This is a genomic window from Microvirga zambiensis WSM3693 (genome assembly GCF_016735695.1).
GTDB classification, from domain to species: Bacteria; Pseudomonadota; Alphaproteobacteria; order Rhizobiales; family Beijerinckiaceae; genus Microvirga; species Microvirga zambiensis.
The window spans coordinates 1-15694 of sequence record NZ_JAERQD010000023.1 but is presented as its reverse complement, the minus strand read 5'-3'; the positions used below and the strand labels follow the sequence as shown (position 1 = coordinate 15694).

The 15694-nt window shown below is 62.5% G+C and carries 13 protein-coding genes and 1 tRNA gene; 9 read left to right on the top strand and 5 right to left on the bottom strand.

What is annotated here, in order from left to right; translation table 11 throughout:
- Positions 1-16 precede the first annotated feature (16 nt).
- Both JKL46_RS17990 and JKL46_RS17985 read right to left on the bottom strand, forming a co-directional pair.
- Positions 17-880: an HpcH/HpaI aldolase family protein gene (locus JKL46_RS17990; protein WP_201835437.1), complete on the bottom strand. Its 864-nt coding sequence runs from the start codon at positions 878-880 to the stop codon at positions 17-19.
- Positions 873-1919 carry an amidohydrolase family protein gene (locus JKL46_RS17985; RefSeq protein WP_201835436.1) on the bottom strand — a complete coding sequence of 349 codons (1047 nt, stop codon included), beginning with the start codon at positions 1917-1919 and terminating at the stop codon, positions 873-875. Before JKL46_RS17985 ends, JKL46_RS17990 begins: the two co-directional genes overlap by 8 nt.
- Before the next feature lie 359 nt (positions 1920-2278).
- Between JKL46_RS17985 and JKL46_RS17980 the strand changes: the two genes are divergently transcribed.
- From JKL46_RS17980 to JKL46_RS17950, 7 genes are all read left to right on the top strand, one after another.
- Positions 2279-3505: a LysR family transcriptional regulator gene (locus JKL46_RS17980; RefSeq protein WP_201835434.1), complete on the top strand. Its 1227-nt coding sequence runs from the start codon at positions 2279-2281 to the stop codon at positions 3503-3505.
- A 437-nt stretch (positions 3506-3942) separates the two neighbouring features.
- Positions 3943-4836 (top strand): substrate-binding domain-containing protein, encoded by an 894-nt coding sequence (locus JKL46_RS17975; RefSeq protein ID WP_201835429.1) that lies wholly within the window; start codon positions 3943-3945, stop codon positions 4834-4836.
- Positions 4837-4911: 75 nt separating this feature from the next.
- Positions 4912-5877 carry a PhnD/SsuA/transferrin family substrate-binding protein gene (locus JKL46_RS17970; protein ID WP_201835427.1) on the top strand — a complete coding sequence of 322 codons (966 nt, stop codon included), beginning with the start codon at positions 4912-4914 and terminating at the stop codon, positions 5875-5877.
- A 32-nt stretch (positions 5878-5909) separates the two neighbouring features.
- Positions 5910-6767, top strand: a complete 858-nt coding sequence (locus tag JKL46_RS17965) for an amidohydrolase family protein (RefSeq protein ID WP_201835425.1) — start codon at positions 5910-5912, stop codon at positions 6765-6767.
- Between the two features lie 136 nt (positions 6768-6903).
- Complete coding sequence (locus tag JKL46_RS17960) at positions 6904-7908, top strand: Bug family tripartite tricarboxylate transporter substrate binding protein (protein ID WP_201835423.1); 1005 nt, start codon at positions 6904-6906, stop codon at positions 7906-7908.
- Positions 7909-8039: 131 nt separating this feature from the next.
- Entirely contained in the window at positions 8040-8486 is a 447-nt protein-coding gene (locus tag JKL46_RS17955) for a tripartite tricarboxylate transporter TctB family protein (protein ID WP_201835422.1), read from the top strand.
- Between the two features lies 1 nt (position 8487).
- Entirely contained in the window at positions 8488-9993 is a 1506-nt protein-coding gene (locus tag JKL46_RS17950; RefSeq protein ID WP_201835420.1) for a tripartite tricarboxylate transporter permease, read from the top strand.
- Between the two features lie 263 nt (positions 9994-10256).
- Here JKL46_RS17950 and JKL46_RS17945 read toward each other — a convergent pair.
- A tRNA-Glu gene (locus JKL46_RS17945) sits at positions 10257-10332 on the bottom strand.
- 95 nt (positions 10333-10427) lie between these two features.
- On the opposite strand from JKL46_RS17945, the gene JKL46_RS17940 reads away from it, so the two are divergent.
- Both JKL46_RS17940 and rpoH read left to right on the top strand, forming a co-directional pair.
- The gene (locus JKL46_RS17940; RefSeq protein ID WP_201835418.1) at positions 10428-11426 is read left to right on the top strand and encodes an RluA family pseudouridine synthase; all 999 of its coding nucleotides are present in this window, start codon (positions 10428-10430) and stop codon (positions 11424-11426) included.
- 188 nt (positions 11427-11614) lie between these two features.
- Positions 11615-12505: an RNA polymerase sigma factor RpoH gene (rpoH, locus tag JKL46_RS17935; RefSeq protein WP_201835416.1), complete on the top strand. Its 891-nt coding sequence runs from the start codon at positions 11615-11617 to the stop codon at positions 12503-12505.
- A gap of 110 nt (positions 12506-12615) precedes the next feature.
- Here rpoH and JKL46_RS17930 read toward each other — a convergent pair whose 3' ends face one another.
- Both JKL46_RS17930 and JKL46_RS17925 read right to left on the bottom strand, forming a co-directional pair.
- Positions 12616-13806, bottom strand: coding sequence for a histidine kinase (locus JKL46_RS17930; protein ID WP_201835414.1), 1191 nt, complete (start codon positions 13804-13806; stop codon positions 12616-12618).
- A gap of 34 nt (positions 13807-13840) precedes the next feature.
- Positions 13841-15133, bottom strand: a complete 1293-nt coding sequence (locus JKL46_RS17925) for an adenylosuccinate synthase (protein WP_201835412.1) — start codon at positions 15131-15133, stop codon at positions 13841-13843.
- Between the last annotated feature and the right edge of the window lie 561 nt (positions 15134-15694).

Genomic DNA, 15694 nt, shown 5'->3' with positions numbered 1-15694 from the left:
TCTCCCTTCCGTGATCTCAACCGCGCCCGACGAGGTCAAGCGCTTTCTCCATGAACGCGAAGCTGCGGCGCGGAGGCGTGATGAGGATCCGATAGCCTTCCTCGATCACCCGCTCGATGTTCTCCGGCTCGACATGCGGATGCCCGACCGGGATGTTGTGCTGCTTGCAGATGGCGCGGATCTCGGCCATCGCTGCCAGCAGTTCGGGATGCTCGTACTGACGCGGGATGCCCAGCTCCTGGCCAAGATCCCCCTCCCCGATGAGCACACCGCCGATGCCCGGCACGTTCTTGAGCATATCGGGAAGGTTGCTGATCCCCTTGGTGTCCTCGATCATCAACAGGACGAGGATCTCGCCGTCGGAAGCCAGAGGCCAGACATCGGCTTTCTTGTAATACTCCTGGTTGGTGACGCCCCAGTAGCGGCAAGCAGTATGCGGACCATCGCCGCGCAAGCCGGCAGGCTCATAGAGCGGCGACGACTTCAGCCGAGGATAGCGGCATGCGGAGACCGCATTGTAAGCCTCTTCAACCGTGCTGATATGCGGCCAGACCACGCCGTAGGCGCCGAGATCCAGCGCCTGTTTGGCGAACCACTGGTTCATCTCGCCGCCGTTGGGCGGAATGCGCACGATCGGCGTTACCGCCGGCGCGATGGTTCCGGACGAGGCGATCTGGCGGCGGTTAAGCAAGTACTGCATCGCGTCGCGCAGCCCCTTGCCGTCCCAGACATTGTGCTCTTTCTCGATGATGATGCCGTCATATTTCGACGTCGAGAAAACGATGGATTCTTCGATATCCGCTTTGGCGAAGGACATCACCACGTGCTGGCCCTTTTCGAGGGCGCGAATGACGCCGTTGAGGCGCGGTAGATCAGGCATGGTCATGAGCCTTCTTTGCGATGCGGTCGAGAATTGGATTGACGCGCGGATAGACCTTGCGGGCGTTGCCTTCGAAGATCTTGTAGCGATCCTCGTCGGTCAGCCAGCTCACGTTGTCGATATAGCGCTTGGTGTCGTCGAAGTAGTAACCGGTTTCCGGGTCGATGCCGCGCACGGCGCCGACCATCTCGGTGGCGAACAGCACGTTGTCGACGGGAATCACCTTGGCCAGAAGATCGATGCCGGGCTGGTGGTAGACGCAGGTATCGAAGAAGATGTTGCCGAGCAGATGTTCCTGGAGCGGTGGCCGCTTCATATCCTGCGCCAGGCCCCGATAGCGTCCCCAGTGATAAGGAACCGCACCGCCGCCATGGGGGATGACGAATTTGAGAGTGGGGAAATCCTTGAACACGTCCGAGGTCAGGAACTGCATGAAGGCCGTGGTGTCGCCGTTCAGGTAATGGGCGCCTGTGTGGTGGATACCCGGATTGCAGGTGCCGCTGACATGGATCATGGCGGGCACGTCGAGTTCCACCATCTTCTCATAGAGCGGGTACCACTGGCGGTCGCTCAAGGGCAGATCCTTCCAATACCCGCCGGACGGATCGGGATTGAGGTTGCAGCCCACGAAGCCTAGCTCGTTGATGCAGCGCTCGAGCTCGGGAATGACGCTCTTCGGCGGAACGCCGCTCGACTGGGGCAGCTGGCACACCCCGATATAATTGTCGGGATAGAGCTGGGTGACCCGGTAGATCAGGTCGTTGCACGCCTCCGACCATACCTGGCTGGTCACCGCATTGCCGATGTGATGGGCCATTTGGCCGGCGATGGGCGAAAACAGAGTTACATCGATGCCACGGTCGCGCTGCAGCTTGAGCTGGGCACCCTCCAGGCTCTCGCGGATCTCGTCATCGCTGATCTTGATCGAATGTTTGCTGGGATTGCGCGAGGGATCTTCCAAGGCCTCGATCTGAAGCTGGCGGAAGGTCTTAAGGCCGTTGGGTGCGGTGGTATAATGCCCATGGCAGTCGACGATCATGGATGATCTTCTCCGATATGTGCCGAGGTGGAATTCCGGTGGGTATCAACGAATGTCACGCGCTGCTCCTCACCACAGCAGTTCCGGGCCATCCCAAACTGCCTCGACGTGCTCTGATCCCGCATGTTCCCGAAGGTGGGGGTAGCGGTCGGTGAGTTCAGACAAATACCCCGAGGCCAGGAACCTCAAATTCGAATCGTGAACGGGATCATTAGATTTTGCTAATCGAGCCCGGCCGCCAAGGCCCGCCTCCCCTGGGAACCGGTTCTCCGAAAGGCGAATTTGTGTATCAGCGGGCCTGTGCCATAAGGGCTCGATCCGCAGGAGCTTAAGAACAGGATCGGCACCAGGGTACCGCTTTGAGCGACAAGCAGACGAAAGCCCAGGACGACCGCGCTTTTCTGCCCAGTTTGACGCAGTTGCGCGCCTTCGCGGAGGTGGCCCGCATCGACAGCATCACCCGCGCGGCCGACGAGCTTCATCGGTCGCAGTCCGCGGTCACCCAGGCGATCCAGAGCCTTGAGAGCGAATTGGGTGTGAGCCTCTTTGCCCGGACCAGCACCGGGTCCTACCTGACCAATTTTGGGCGTATTCTCCATTACCGGGCCGAGAAGTGCTTCGAGCGCATCGAAGCGGTTCTGGCCGAAATCCTCGGAGGTGACGCCGACAACCCCGCCCAGATCGGGTCGATCGCCCGGCGTATCACCCGCGCTCAGATCCTGGCCCTCACGGCCGTCGATGAATACAGCTCCTTCGCGCAGGCGGCCCGCCATGTGAAGGTGTCACTGGCGTCCCTTCACCGCGCAGCGAGAACCCTCGAGAAACAGGTCAGTCGCAAACTGTTCGTGAAAACGGCGCAGGGCATCGCGACCAGTCCCGATGGCGCGAAGCTGGCGGTCGGCCTGAACCTGGCTGTCCGTGAGCTCGAATGGGCGCACGAGGAAATCCAGTCCGAAACGGGTGCGATACGCGGACGTCTGCTGGTCGGTGCGCTGCTCCTGGCCGGCAGCAATTACGTTTCGGCCGGCCTGGATCGCTTCGTCGTCGCCCATCCCGACGTGACCGTACGCCTGATCAGCGGCCCTTATGACCAGCTTCTTTCCAAGCTGCGCAGTGGCTCCATCGATTTTCTCGTCGGCGCGCTCAAGAACCCTCCTCCCGTCGATGATGTCGCCGAGCTGGAACTGGGATCCGACCCCTATACGGTTGGGGTCAGTCGCCATCATCCTCTGGTAGGCAGGGACAAGGTCACGTTGGACGACCTGCGCGAATGGGAGTGGATTTCTCCTGGTCCAGGGGCTCAGCGGCGCTTCGTCTTTGAGGGGATTTTCGGCAACGGTCCAATGCCGCGCTTTCGCGTCGAGACGTACTCGCTCCTGACCATTTTCATCCTCCTGGCGGAGAGTCACAGGATAGCTGTGCTGACGGCCTCCGAGATGGCCCTCAACCGACGGCTGGGAAACCAGCTCACGTCGCTACCCTTCACCATCGACCATGCTCCGGCCAAGATGGGCGTCACGGTGCGAAAGAACTGGGAACCGACCAAGCTTCAGCAGATCTTCCTGAGTTCACTTAGGCAAAGCTAATTCCCCCTCGCGGGCCATGTTCGGCATCATCGTTGCCAGCGTCCCTGGCCATGTCCGGTCAAAAGCCTCCGCGCTGTTCTCGCGCCAGCAAGAGGGCCTATCTGGTGACCTTAACCCGGCAAATTCAGGCCAAGCTGCCATCCCGACGCATTCTGCCTGTCCGTTCTGACAAGCTCCCTTCGGTCGATCCCTCACCTCAACCAAGCCGCGCGACGACCTGATTCCCACAAGCGATCAGAAAAAACTTATGGCACCCACCGGCTTTCAAATGAGGCTCAGGGTAAACAATCACATACATTGCTCCCGAAAAGCTGGATCGCCGCACCGCAAACGCGGCGTCCGATCACCAGCAGAAAAAGGTGTCTTGGGCGGCGGAAGGACAGGGCGAGAGGCCTCGCCGGATCGCCGCGCCCCGACCTGAGATCAGGGAGATTCGAATGGACAACGTGTCATCCGGCAAAGTCAAGCTGCGGACCAACCTCGCCGACTATCCGAATACGGTGGCGCTCAAGACCGGCGCCCTCAACTCGCCTCTGGTGGAGTTCGATTTCTGCGGTCCCAAGACTGCGCATGACGGCTTCAAGCCGATGCTGCGCGAGAACGCATTCGACGCCGGCGAACTTGCCATCGTCACCTTTCTACAGGCCTTTGCATACGGCAAACCCTATATTCTCCTGCCGGCTCCGATCTCCGGGCGCACGCAGCATCACTGCATCGGCTACAACAGTGAATTCGGCGATCTCAACCCCAAGGACATCGAAGGCAAGAAGGTCGGCGTACGCTCCTATGCCCAGACGACGGGCCTTTGGGTCAGAGGCATCCTGCAGCATGAATATGGAGTCGATCTCGACAAGGTGACGTGGCTGACCCTCGATGAAAGCCACCTCGCCGAATATGAGGATCCATCCAATTGCCAGCGTCTGCCCAAGGGGTCCAAGCTGGCCGAGCTGCTCTACGCGGGCGAAATCTCCGCCGCCATCCTCGGCAACGACATGCCCGATGATCCCAGGATCCGCACGCTGATTCCGGATGCGATCGCGGAAGGAAAGAAGTGGTCGGCGCGCGAACAGGTCGTCCCGATCAACCACATGTTCGTGGTTCATCGTGATCTCGCGAAAAACCGTCCCGACGTTGTCGCAGAGATATTCCGGCTGCTCGTGGAAAGCCGCGCGGTGTCGACCAGCAATGCCCTGCAGCCGCCTTTCGGCCTGGAAGCCAACCGCAAGGGCATCGGCCTGGCCATCGAGTGGGCGTTCGAACAAAAGATCATTCCGCGGCGGTTCAGCGTCGACGAACTCTTCGACGAGACGACAGCAGGGCTCGTCCCATAGGGCCGAGGTGGTTGTATCGACGCCCGCGACAACATCAGGACGCGGGCCGGCAGGTCTTTCAGGGAGAAACAGCTGATGTTGAATTTGAAGATCGCGCTCGGGGACACGAGCACGACGCGGGGCCTCAAGTCTGGCGACATCCCGATCAAGGGCGTGAAACCGGAATTCGTTCAGGTCAATCCGATCATCGCCGCTTTCCGCCACATGGTTCGCGATCTCGCATATGATGTCTGCGAATTGGCGCCTACGACTTATCTGATTGCGCGTGCCCACGGAGTGCGGTTCACGGCACTTCCGATCGTGCTCATGCGGCGCTTTCACCATCACGGTCTCGTCAAGCGGCCCGATGCACAGATCAACGAGCCTAAGGACCTCGAAGGCAAGATCGTCGGCGTGCGCGCATATTCGGTCACCACGGGCGTCTGGACGCGCGGCATCCTGCAGAACGAGTACGGCGTTGATCCGGACCGCGTCAAATGGATGGTCGATGACGAAGAGCACGTCACGACAATGAAGCTGCCGTCGAACGTGATCCGTGTGCCCGAGGGGCGCTCACTGGCCGAACTCTTCGCGAAAGGCGAGATCCAGGCTGGCTTTACCGGCAATGCCGGCATCGGCCGCGCAGGTGCACCGACCGAGGGCTGGCAAGGCGGCGGCATCGCAGCCGATGAATATCCCGAAGTCATCGCCGATACCGCCAAGGCCGAGGCGGAATGGTACGGCCGCACCGGCATCTATCCCATCCATGGCATCGTGGTCGTGAAGGATGACGTCCTCGCCGACAACCCGTGGCTGCCCGAAGCGCTGATGGACGCGTTCCAGGCCTCGAAGCAGCTCCAGCTCGACCGGCTTGCCAGAGGCGAGGCCGAGGACGCGACCGACAAGCGCTATATCCGCGACATGAAAGTCGTCGGCCCCGATCCGCTGGTCTTCGGCCTCAAGGCCAATGCGCCCTCGATCGATGCGCTCATCCAATACGCTCACCAGCAGCGGCTCATCGATGAGCGGCCGACGCGCGAGTCCGTGTTCGTCGATATCTGATGCATCCCTCTTAAACGAACGGCTTTCCCCACATGTCCTATCCACGCGTCGACATTCACCCCCATATCGTTTCGCCCGACACCGAGCGCTATCCGATGGCGCCGCTCGGCGGCAAGCGGTCCGACTGGTCCAAGTCGGCCCATTCGCTGACGGCTGAAGAACTGATCGCAGCGATGGACGAAAGCGGCGTTGCGAAGGCAGCGCTCGTTCATTCGTCCACGACCTACGGCTTCGACAACAGCCTGGTTGCCGACGCCGTCGCTCAGTATCCCGACCGTTTGACGGCAGTTTGTTCGATCGACGCCCTTGCGCCCGACGCCGTCGAGACATTGAAGTCCTGGCTGGCGAAAGGATGCACGGGCCTGCGCTTCTTCACCACCGGCAGCACGATGCCAGGCCAAGCCGAATGGCTGAACGATCCCAAGACCTATCCGGTCTGGGACTATGCCTCCCAGATCCGCCTGCCCATCTGCATCCAGGCCACCGTAGGCGGCCTCGGCATGCTCCGCGACATGATGGACCGGTTCCCGGATGTGCCGGTCCTGCTCGATCATATGGCGAAGCCCGACCTTTCGACGGGAGAGCCCTACCCGAACGCCCAGGTCGTTCTGGATCTCGCCGCGCGCTATCCGCAGCTTGTCATCAAGTACACTCCCTCGGCCCTCAAGGTCATGAACGAAGGCAAGGCCTCGCCCGCCACCTTCCTGCCGAAGCTGGTGGATGCCTTCGGTCCCGAACGCATCGCATGGGGTTCGAATTATCCTGCATCGCCCGGGACTTTGGGGGAGATCGTCGAGCGGTGTGAGGGAGCTCTCGCCTTCCTTTCCGAAGCCGATCGCGCCCAGATCATGGGTGGAACTGCCCTCAGGCTTTACCCGGTGCTCAAGTGATTGCACCCTGTCTCAGAGAGAGTGGCCAGAAGGCCAAGGCTACGCTGAGGAGGGCCTGACGAATACGCCGCCGACCGGATCCGAGCGGACCGGTCGGCGGCAGGAACGCTGTGCAATTTTTGGGAGGAACAAAACAATGAACGCTTCAAGTCAGTTTAGCCGCAGACGCTTCACCGCCGTCGTCGTCGCCATGTCTGTCGCCGCCCTCGCCGGATTCAGCGCTCCCGCCATGGCGCAGAGCAAATATCCGACTCGTCCCGTCACGATCATCCTGCCGTTCGGCACCGGAGGCGTGTCCGACATCGCGGCGCGCCTCATCTCAGAGAAGCTCGAAGATTCCCTTGGACAGCGCTTCCTGGTCGACAACCAACCCGGCGCCGGCGGCGCAGTCGCAACTCAAAAGGCCTTCAAGGGCGACAAGGAAGGCTACACCCTGCTCAACATGGGCAACTCGGCCACGATCCGACGCACGCTCATGCCCAATCAGAAGCCCGATCAGATCACCGATTTCCAGCCGATTTCACCGGTCGCCGAGTTCGGTCTCGTCGTTGTCGCCTCCCCTCAATCGGGCATCGAGTCCGTGCAGGACCTCGTCAAGAAGGCGAAGGCCAATCCGGGAAAGATCAATATCGGTTCGGTCGCAGTGGGAAGCACGCAGCATCTCTCCTCACTGCTGTTTGCGACAGTGGCAGGCATCAAGGTCGAGATCGTGACCTACAACAGCACGCCTGAACTCATGGGCGCGGTGGCGCGCGGAGAGGTCGACGTCGCCCTTGAGATCGTCTCCGGCGCCATGAGCCCTATCAAGACGAAGCAGGTCAAGCTCATTGCGACCACCAGGAGCAAGCGCTCGCCCGTGTATCCCGACACTCCGACGGTTGAGGAAAGCGGCGTAGCGCCCTTCGACGTTTCGAGCTGGAACTCGTACGTCGCGCCCAAAGGTGTACCGGATCAGGTCAAGCAGAAGCTCAATGCGGAGATTCAGCGCATCATCGACCAGCCTGACATTCGCGAAAAGATGCTTTCATTCGGCATGGAGCCGTTCCACGGTGGTCCGGACGTCGTGTCCCAGCGGATCCAAGCGGACGTTGCAAAGTGGGAATCCGTGATTAAAGCCTCGGGAATGCCGATTGAACAATAAGTGCAACCTATAGCTCCCACCAAAACGACCTGCATGCCGTTAATGTCGGGTTGGGATCATGCCAGCGGGCATCAGGATGCAGCTCTCAAAAGCTGCTCCTGGCGCCTGCTCGGCCGTTCAGGAGGAGAACCATGAATCTTCTACGGAGCCCCGATGGGCAATCCGGTCTATTTTTCACCGCCTTCGGACTTATCGTTGCAACGCTGGCACTGCAGTATCCGCTCGGCACGCCTGCCAGAATGGGACCTGGTTTCTTCCCCTTCTGGCTCGGCATCCTGCTCACCGTCACCGGCAGCCTCGTGATCGTGCAGTCGCTGCGCGCTGAATCGGAACGAATTGCCCCGCTGGAATGGCGATCCGCCGCCATCATCACGCTGGCCATCGTCATATCCGCGAGCCTGTTGCTGACGGCAGGACTTCTGATCGCCATCCCTGCCCTGGTGATCATCTCTGCCTTTGCCGGACGGAATGTCAAAATCCTGCCGGTCGTCATCACTGCTGCAGTGCTTACTGCCATGGCATACGCCATTTTCATCCTGGGCCTGGACCTGCGCATACCGTTGCTCTGGGGGCTATGACATGGATCTGATCGCCAATCCGAGTCTCGGTTTCTCACACGCGTTAGAGATCAAGAACATCCTCTTCTGCTTTGTCGGGGTGCTTCTCGGCACTGCGATCGGCGTCTTGCCCGGGCTGGGGCCTCTCGCCACCATTTCGATGCTGCTGCCGCTGACCTATGCGCTCGATCCCATCTCGTCGCTGATCATGCTGGCAGGCATTTATTACGGTGCCCAGTATGGCGGCTCGACAGCGGCAATCCTGGTCAATCTCCCCGGCGAATCGTCTTCCGTGGTCACCGCAATCGACGGTTACAAGATGGCTCAGCAGGGCCGCGCCGGTGCAGCCCTGGCCATCGCCGCCCTCGCCTCCGTGTTCGCGGGAACGGTCTCGACTGGCGTCGTCGCCGCCTTCTCGCCGATCCTGTCCAATGTCGCATCGTCATTCGGCTCGACGGAGTATTTCTCTTTGATGGTGCTGGGATTGGTCGCAGCGGTCATCCTTGCTCACGGGTCTCTGCTCAAAGCCATCTGCATGGTGCTGGTCGGATTGATCCTGGGCTGCATCGGCGTCGATGCCAGCAGTGGCTCTTATCGGTTTACGTTCGGCTTTCTCGAGCTGAGCTCGGGACTCGAGTTCGTGGCCTTGGCGATGGGCATGTTCGCCTTCGCCGACATCATCAGCACGGTTGCGGAAAAGACGGGCAGCGGGCCGGCCATTCACAAGATCACCTCGCTCTGGCCCAACAAAAAGGAGTTCGATGCCGCGGCTCCCGCTGCTGTACGCGGTACGCTCATCGGCTCGGTCCTCGGCGTTCTGCCTGGCGGAGGAGCCGCTCTGGCGTCGTTCGCCGCCTACACCTTGGAGAAGCGGGTTTCGCGCGAGCCACGGAAATTCGGCAACGGTGCGGTGGAAGGCGTGGCGGGTCCCGAGGCCGCGAACAATGCGGCCGCTCAGACTTCGTTCATCCCGATGCTGACTCTGGGCCTGCCCTCCAACGGCGTCATGGCGCTGATGATGGGCGCGATGATGATCAACAACATCTCGCCCGGCCCGCAGGTAATGACGACCAACCCGGATCTTTTCTGGGCCCTGATCGCTTCGATGTGGGTCGGCAATGTGCTGCTGGTCGTGCTCAACCTGCCGATGGTGGGGTTATGGGTCAAGCTGATCACCATTCCCTACAAGGTGCTCTATCCTGCAATCCTGATGTTCTGCGTCGTCGGTCTCTATTCGATCCAGAACCAGACTTTCGAGATCTATATCGCAGCGATCTTCGGCTTCGTCGGATACCTGCTGGTCCGCATGAAATGCGAGCCGGCACCTTTGCTGCTCGGCTTCATCCTTGGGCCGATGCTGGAGGAAAACCTGCGCCGGACGCTGCAGCTGTCTCGTGGCGATCCGTGGATCTTCGTGACGCATCCGATCTCGGCGGGAATTCTCCTCGTCGCTCTCGCCCTGCTGCTCGTGACCGTTCTTCCCCAGATCCGGAACAAGAGAGAAGAGGTGTTCTCCGAAGCCGAGTAGTTTCGGCAAGTCATCGGATGCCCTTCGATCGATGATACTTTCAGCGTGCTCCGAGACAGGGTTAGCCAACCCTGTCTCGGCTCGGTTTGAGATCGGCTTTTAATCTTAAGGGCCAGCTTGGCTTTTCCCTGGCGCGTAATTCAACGAATTGCGCCTCAGGCTTGGAGAAGCCCGGGATGCGCATAGCGCCGGTCCGTCCCGTTTGACGAGCGTCAAGATATTTATGGGTGAGGTTAAGGCGTTCAAAGGCCTTATCGAACCTTTGGCGCTCCCTAGGGGACTCGAACCCCTGTTTTCGCCGTGAGAGGGCGACGTCCTAGACCGCTAGACGAAGGGAGCTAGCAAGGTGGAGGCCGCTCGTATAACCACCCTTCTGATTTGCTTCAAGCCCTTTTGCCGAAAAAAGCGAGGGCGCAGGTTGGAATGAGGATGTGGTGAACGACGCGGTTCGACAGGAATGGCATTTGGACGACACTCTGGCGCCTGAGCGGCTCGACCGGGTGCTGGCGCGGCTGCAGGGCGATCTGTCGCGCAGCCGCCTGCAGGCGCTGATCCGGGACGGCCAGGTGGTTGTCGACGGGGTGCCGGTGCTCGACCCGAACCGCAAGGTGGCGGGCGGCGCGCGGATTGCGCTGACGGTGCCGCCGGCGGTGCCGGCTGAGCCGGCCGGAGAAGCGATGGAGCTCGTCATCGTCTACGAGGACGACGATGTGATCGTCATCGACAAGCCGCCCGGGCTCGTCGTCCATCCCGCGGCCGGGCATGATTCCGGCACCTTGGTGAATGCCCTCATCGCCCATTGCGGGGAGAGCCTCTCCGGCATCGGCGGCGTGAAGCGGCCGGGCATCGTGCATCGTCTCGACAAGGACACGTCAGGGCTTCTGGTGGTGGCCAAGAACGATCTCGCTCACCAGGCGCTGGCGGCGCAATTCGCCGATCACGGCCGCTCAGGGCCGCTGGAACGCTCCTATCTGGCGATCCTCTGGGGTGTGCCCGACCGACGGAAGGGCATCGTGGAGGCGGCGCTCGCCCGCTCCACGCATAACCGCGAGAAGATCGTCGTGGTCGGCGAGGAGCGAGGTCGCCACGCCATCACCCATTACGAGGTGCTGGAGGATCTGCCCCCGGCCCTGCCGTTGGCGAGCCTCGTGCGCTGCGAGTTGGAAACCGGGCGCACGCACCAGATCCGCGTGCACATGGCGCATATCGGCCATCCGCTGCTCGGCGATGCCAATTATGGCTCCGGGTTCAAGACCAAGGCGAACCGCCTTGGCGAGCCGCAGCGGGAGGCCCTGAACGCCCTGAACCGGCAGGCCCTGCATGCCGCGATCCTGGGCTTCGAACATCCGCGCAGCGGCGAATTCCTACGTTTCGAGAGCACCCTGCCCGCGGACATGGCCGCCCTCCTGCAGGCCCTGAGGGCGCCGATTTAGCGTCAATCGGCCGCAAAATGCGGCCACGCTGGCACCCTTGGGAGTCTGGAGCGTTCACCACGTCTTGAAGCCTGACGCCTCTATTCGGACACGGTTGAACCGCTTATATAGACACGTTCGGCGGCCGGCCATGGAGGGGGGCCGCCACAGGCTTGCCTCACCCTGAGGGAGCCAGAGGAGGAGAAACTATGGCTGCAGCGCTTCCGGTGCTTGCCAATGAAGGAGGCCTTTCGCGTTATCTCGACGAGATCCGTCGCTTCCCCATGCTCGAGCCGCATGAGGAATATATGCTCGCCAAAAGCTGGCGCGAGCATGGAGATCGCGAAGCCGCTCACAAGCTCGTCACGTCCCACCTGCGCCTGGTCGCCAAGATCGCCATGGGCTATCGCGGCTACGGCCTGCCGATCGGCGAAGTAGTGTCGGAAGGCAATGTCGGCCTGATGCAGGCCGTCAAGCGCTTCGAGCCCGACAAGGGCTTCCGCCTCGCCACTTATGCCATGTGGTGGATCAAGGCGGCGATTCAAGAATACATCCTGCGTTCGTGGTCCCTCGTGAAGATGGGCACCACCGCGAACCAGAAGAAGCTGTTCTTCAACCTGCGCAAGGCCAAGGGCCGCATCTCCGCCTTCGAGGAAGGCGACCTGCATCCCGACAACGTCAAGCAGATCGCGACCCAGCTCGGCGTAACCGAGCAGGATGTGGTCGACATGAACCGTCGTCTCGGCGGCGACGCCTCGCTCAACGCTCCCTTACGCGATGAGGGCGAGGGCGGCGGGGAATGGCAGGACTGGCTCGTCGATCAGGGCCAGAGCCAGGAGCAGACGCTCGTCGAGGAGGAAGAGGGCCAGAACCGGCTCAAGGCCCTGCGCAATGCGCTCTCGGTGCTCAACCCGCGCGAGCGGCGCATTTTCGAAGCCCGCCGTCTGTCGGACGATCCGATCACCCTGGAGGAACTCTCCACCGAGTTCGGGGTCTCCCGCGAGCGCGTTCGCCAGATCGAGGTGCGCGCCTTCGAGAAGATCCAGGAAGCGGTCAAGAAGAACCTGACCCAGATCGAGACGACCTCGGCCGACGCCTAAATCCCACCGACAATCGTCGACCAAGAGAAAAGCCGCGCTCTCGCGCGGCTTTTTGCTTTGAAACATTTTTTACGGCGAGCCGGATCCTCTTCGCCGAAAAACGTTCTAGCCTACTGCCACTGGCTGAAGGCGTTGTTGAGGATCTGGTTGCCGGAGGCGCCCTTCTCGAAGCTCAGGATCGCGCGCTGTCCGGAGGCCATGCGCACCGGCAGGTCGATCCAGTTGCGGCGCACGAACAGCTGCGTATTGCGCGCCACGTCGACCTGCAGGTTGGACAGGCCGATCAGAAAAAGGTTCTCGCGCACCGGCACCGGGAGACCTGCCACCGGCGTCCCGCGGGCCGCTTCCTCGTCCTTGAACTGCAGGAGGCCGACGTCGCGGATGACGCGGGTCAGGTCGCCCTCGCGGGTGGTGAAGGTGAGTTCCACCGTATGCGAGGCCGGCAGGGTCGTGTCGAGATTGCGCCGCAGGACCATCCGCATGTTGAGCCCCGCATCGGGAATCTCGATCATGGCGGTGACCGCCCGCTCGAGCGGCTGGCCCTGGCCTGGATTGACGTCCTCGAGGCGCCAGGTGACGCGCCCGACCTGCGCCTTCGGCGCCTGCGGATTGGCGGGATCCTCCTCGTAGAAGACCGCACGCTGAACCGCCGCGACCTCCTGACGGGGAGCGGGCGCGGGCGCCTGAGCCGGCGCGGCCTGCCCTCCGACCCGCTCGTTGATCTTGGAATCGGCGGGCGGCGCCTGCGGTGCCTCTGCGACGGGCGTCTCCGGCGGCAGATTCTCGGGCCTGTCGCGCCACAGGAAGGCGAAGGCGGCGATCGCCGCGATCACCAAGGCGAGGACCGATCCGAAGATGATCGTCCGCGTCCGTCCCTTGTTCTGCATGGCCGGATGCGGCCGGCTGTCGACCTTCGGCCGGGCGACGGCGGGCTCGGCGTAAGGAGTGTCGTCTTCCACCTCGTCGTCGGCCGCCATCGGCGGCGCCGGCGCGCGCAGGCCGTGCGCCGGCGGCGCGGCACGCGAACCTCCTGCGGCAGCGTGATCGCCGGAATGGGCCGTTGCGAAATCATCCGCGACGGCCCCGTCTGCCACTGCGTAATCAGCCTCGACGCGGGTGATGGCCTCGTCGAGGGAGCGGCCTTCCTGCTGGATCTCCGCCTCGGACAGAGGCGGATTCAGATTGCGCAGCTGCGCGATCAGTGCCGTACGGGCACGCTCGTACACAGCGTGCCGCTGGTCGCTGGATTGCTCGGGCAGGCCTTCGACGGCCCGCGCGATGAGAGGGTAATAATCTGCCATTTCTCACAGGGAATGACCCGCTGCGGCTCCGTCGTCAACCCTCAAAGGGGTTCTTCATCAGGATTGTGTCGTCACGCTCCGGCGAGGTGGAGAGAACGGCGACGGGTGCCCCGATCAGCTCCTCGACGCGGCGGACATATTTGATCGCCTGCGCCGGCAGGTCGGCCCAGGAGCGCGCTCCGGCGGTCGACCCGCTCCAGCCCTCGATCTCCTCGTAGATCGGCTCGACCCGCGCCTGAGCGCCCTGGCTCGCGGGGAAGTAGTCGATGATCTCACCGTCGAGCTTGTAGCCGACGCCGATCTTGATCGTCTCGAAGCCGTCGAGGATGTCGAGCTTGGTGAGCGCGATGCCGTCGATGCCGGAGGTGCTCACGGTCTGGCGCACGAGCGTCGCGTCGAACCAGCCGCAGCGGCGCTTCCGGCCCGTGACCACGCCGAATTCCTTGCCCTTCTGCCCGATCAGCTCGCCGGTCTCGTCGAACAGCTCGGTCGGGAACGGTCCCTCGCCGACGCGGGTCGTGTAGGCCTTGGCGATGCCGAGCACGTAGCCGACGCTGCCCGGGCCGAGGCCCGACCCGGTGGCAGCCTGCCCGGCGACCGTGTTGGAGGACGTGACGAAGGGATAGGTGCCGTGGTCGACATCGAGCAGCGCGCCCTGCGCACCCTCGAACAGGATGCGCTTGCCGGCCCTGCGCTCCTCGTCGAGGAGGCGCCACACGGCATCCATGTAGGGCAGCACCTTCGGGGCGACGGAGGCCAGCTCCTCGTAGATCGCGTCGGCGCCGAACTCCTCGAGGCCGAAGCCGCGGCGAAGCGCGTTGTGATGCGTGAGCAGCCGCTCGATCTTTTCCGGCAGTGCGGACAGATCGGCGAGATCCATCAGGCGGATGGCGCGGCGGCCCGCCTTGTCCTCGTAGGCCGGGCCGATGCCGCGCTTGGTAGTGCCGATCTTGGTGCCGGCGCTGCCGCTCTCGCGCAGGGCGTCGAGCTCGCGGTGGATGGACAGGATCAGCGTGGCGTTCTCGGCCACGCGCAGGTTCTCGCGGGAGATCGAAACGCCCTGCTCGGACAACCGCGCCACCTCGCCGGCGAGCGCATGCGGATCGAGCACGACGCCGTTGCCGATGACGGAGAGCTTGCCCGGGCGCACGACGCCGGAGGGCAGCAGCGACAGCTTGTAGACCTTTTCGCCGATCACGAGGGTATGGCCGGCATTGTGCCCGCCCTGGAACCGCACGACCACGTCCGCCTGTTCGGACAGCCAGTCGACGATCTTGCCCTTGCCTTCGTCGCCCCATTGGGCGCCCACGACAACCACGTTCGCCATCGCTTAAAGCCTCACATAAAAAAACCCCGGCGCAAGGCCAGGGTTGGGTAAAAACCTTGCAAACCCTCATGGTGGATCGCGCGCCGCAGGTCAAGGCGGAATGAACCTCGATTCCGAGATCATATAAGCCCCGATGGGCGGGAATGTGGTTTTTCGCCAGATGAAATATCGAGGCTGCATCATTCCCGTTCGGCGCGCTCCTCTACGTCCTCCCGGACGGAGCGTGAGCGACGATCCGGGATCGTATGCAGAACGACGCGCAGGAACCCTCGACCTTGTCATCCCCGCGCAGGCGGGGATCCGGAACCGCGTCGTCTCAGGACGAGACGATCCGCGTCGCGCATGGTTCTGCGGCGTCGGCGGTTCTGGATCCCGGGCTCGGCTGCGCCGCCCCGGGATGACAGCGCTTTATTCGGCTTGCGATCCCGGATCTTCGCTTTGCTTCGTCCGGGATGACAGCGCCACGCTCCTCCAGCGATCCCGGCTCGGCTGCGCCGTCCGGGATGACAGCGCCACGCTCCTCCCGGGATGACGTTTCCCTCGCCGTCATCTCACCCTGCG

Bases quoted from the DNA above. Each gene is read 5' to 3' on its own strand.
- JKL46_RS17975 (WP_201835429.1), top strand. From the start codon at position 3,943: ATGGACAACGTGTCATCCGGCAAAGTCAAGCTGCGGACCAACCTCGCC.
- JKL46_RS17970 (WP_201835427.1), top strand. From the start codon at position 4,912: ATGTTGAATTTGAAGATCGCGCTCGGGGACACGAGCACGACGCGGGGC.
- JKL46_RS17930 (WP_201835414.1), bottom strand. From the start codon at position 13,806: ATGGCAGATTATTACCCTCTCATCGCGCGGGCCGTCGAAGGCCTGCCC.
- JKL46_RS17960 (WP_201835423.1), top strand. From the start codon at position 6,904: ATGAACGCTTCAAGTCAGTTTAGCCGCAGACGCTTCACCGCCGTCGTC.
- JKL46_RS17985 (WP_201835436.1), bottom strand. From the start codon at position 1,919: ATGATCGTCGACTGCCATGGGCATTATACCACCGCACCCAACGGCCTT.
- JKL46_RS17950 (WP_201835420.1), top strand. From the start codon at position 8,488: ATGGATCTGATCGCCAATCCGAGTCTCGGTTTCTCACACGCGTTAGAG.
- JKL46_RS17955 (WP_201835422.1), top strand. From the start codon at position 8,040: ATGAATCTTCTACGGAGCCCCGATGGGCAATCCGGTCTATTTTTCACC.
- JKL46_RS17965 (WP_201835425.1), top strand. From the start codon at position 5,910: ATGTCCTATCCACGCGTCGACATTCACCCCCATATCGTTTCGCCCGAC.
- JKL46_RS17990 (WP_201835437.1), bottom strand. From the start codon at position 880: ATGCCTGATCTACCGCGCCTCAACGGCGTCATTCGCGCCCTCGAAAAG.
- rpoH (WP_201835416.1), top strand. From the start codon at position 11,615: ATGGCTGCAGCGCTTCCGGTGCTTGCCAATGAAGGAGGCCTTTCGCGT.
- JKL46_RS17925 (WP_201835412.1), bottom strand. From the start codon at position 15,133: ATGGCGAACGTGGTTGTCGTGGGCGCCCAATGGGGCGACGAAGGCAAG.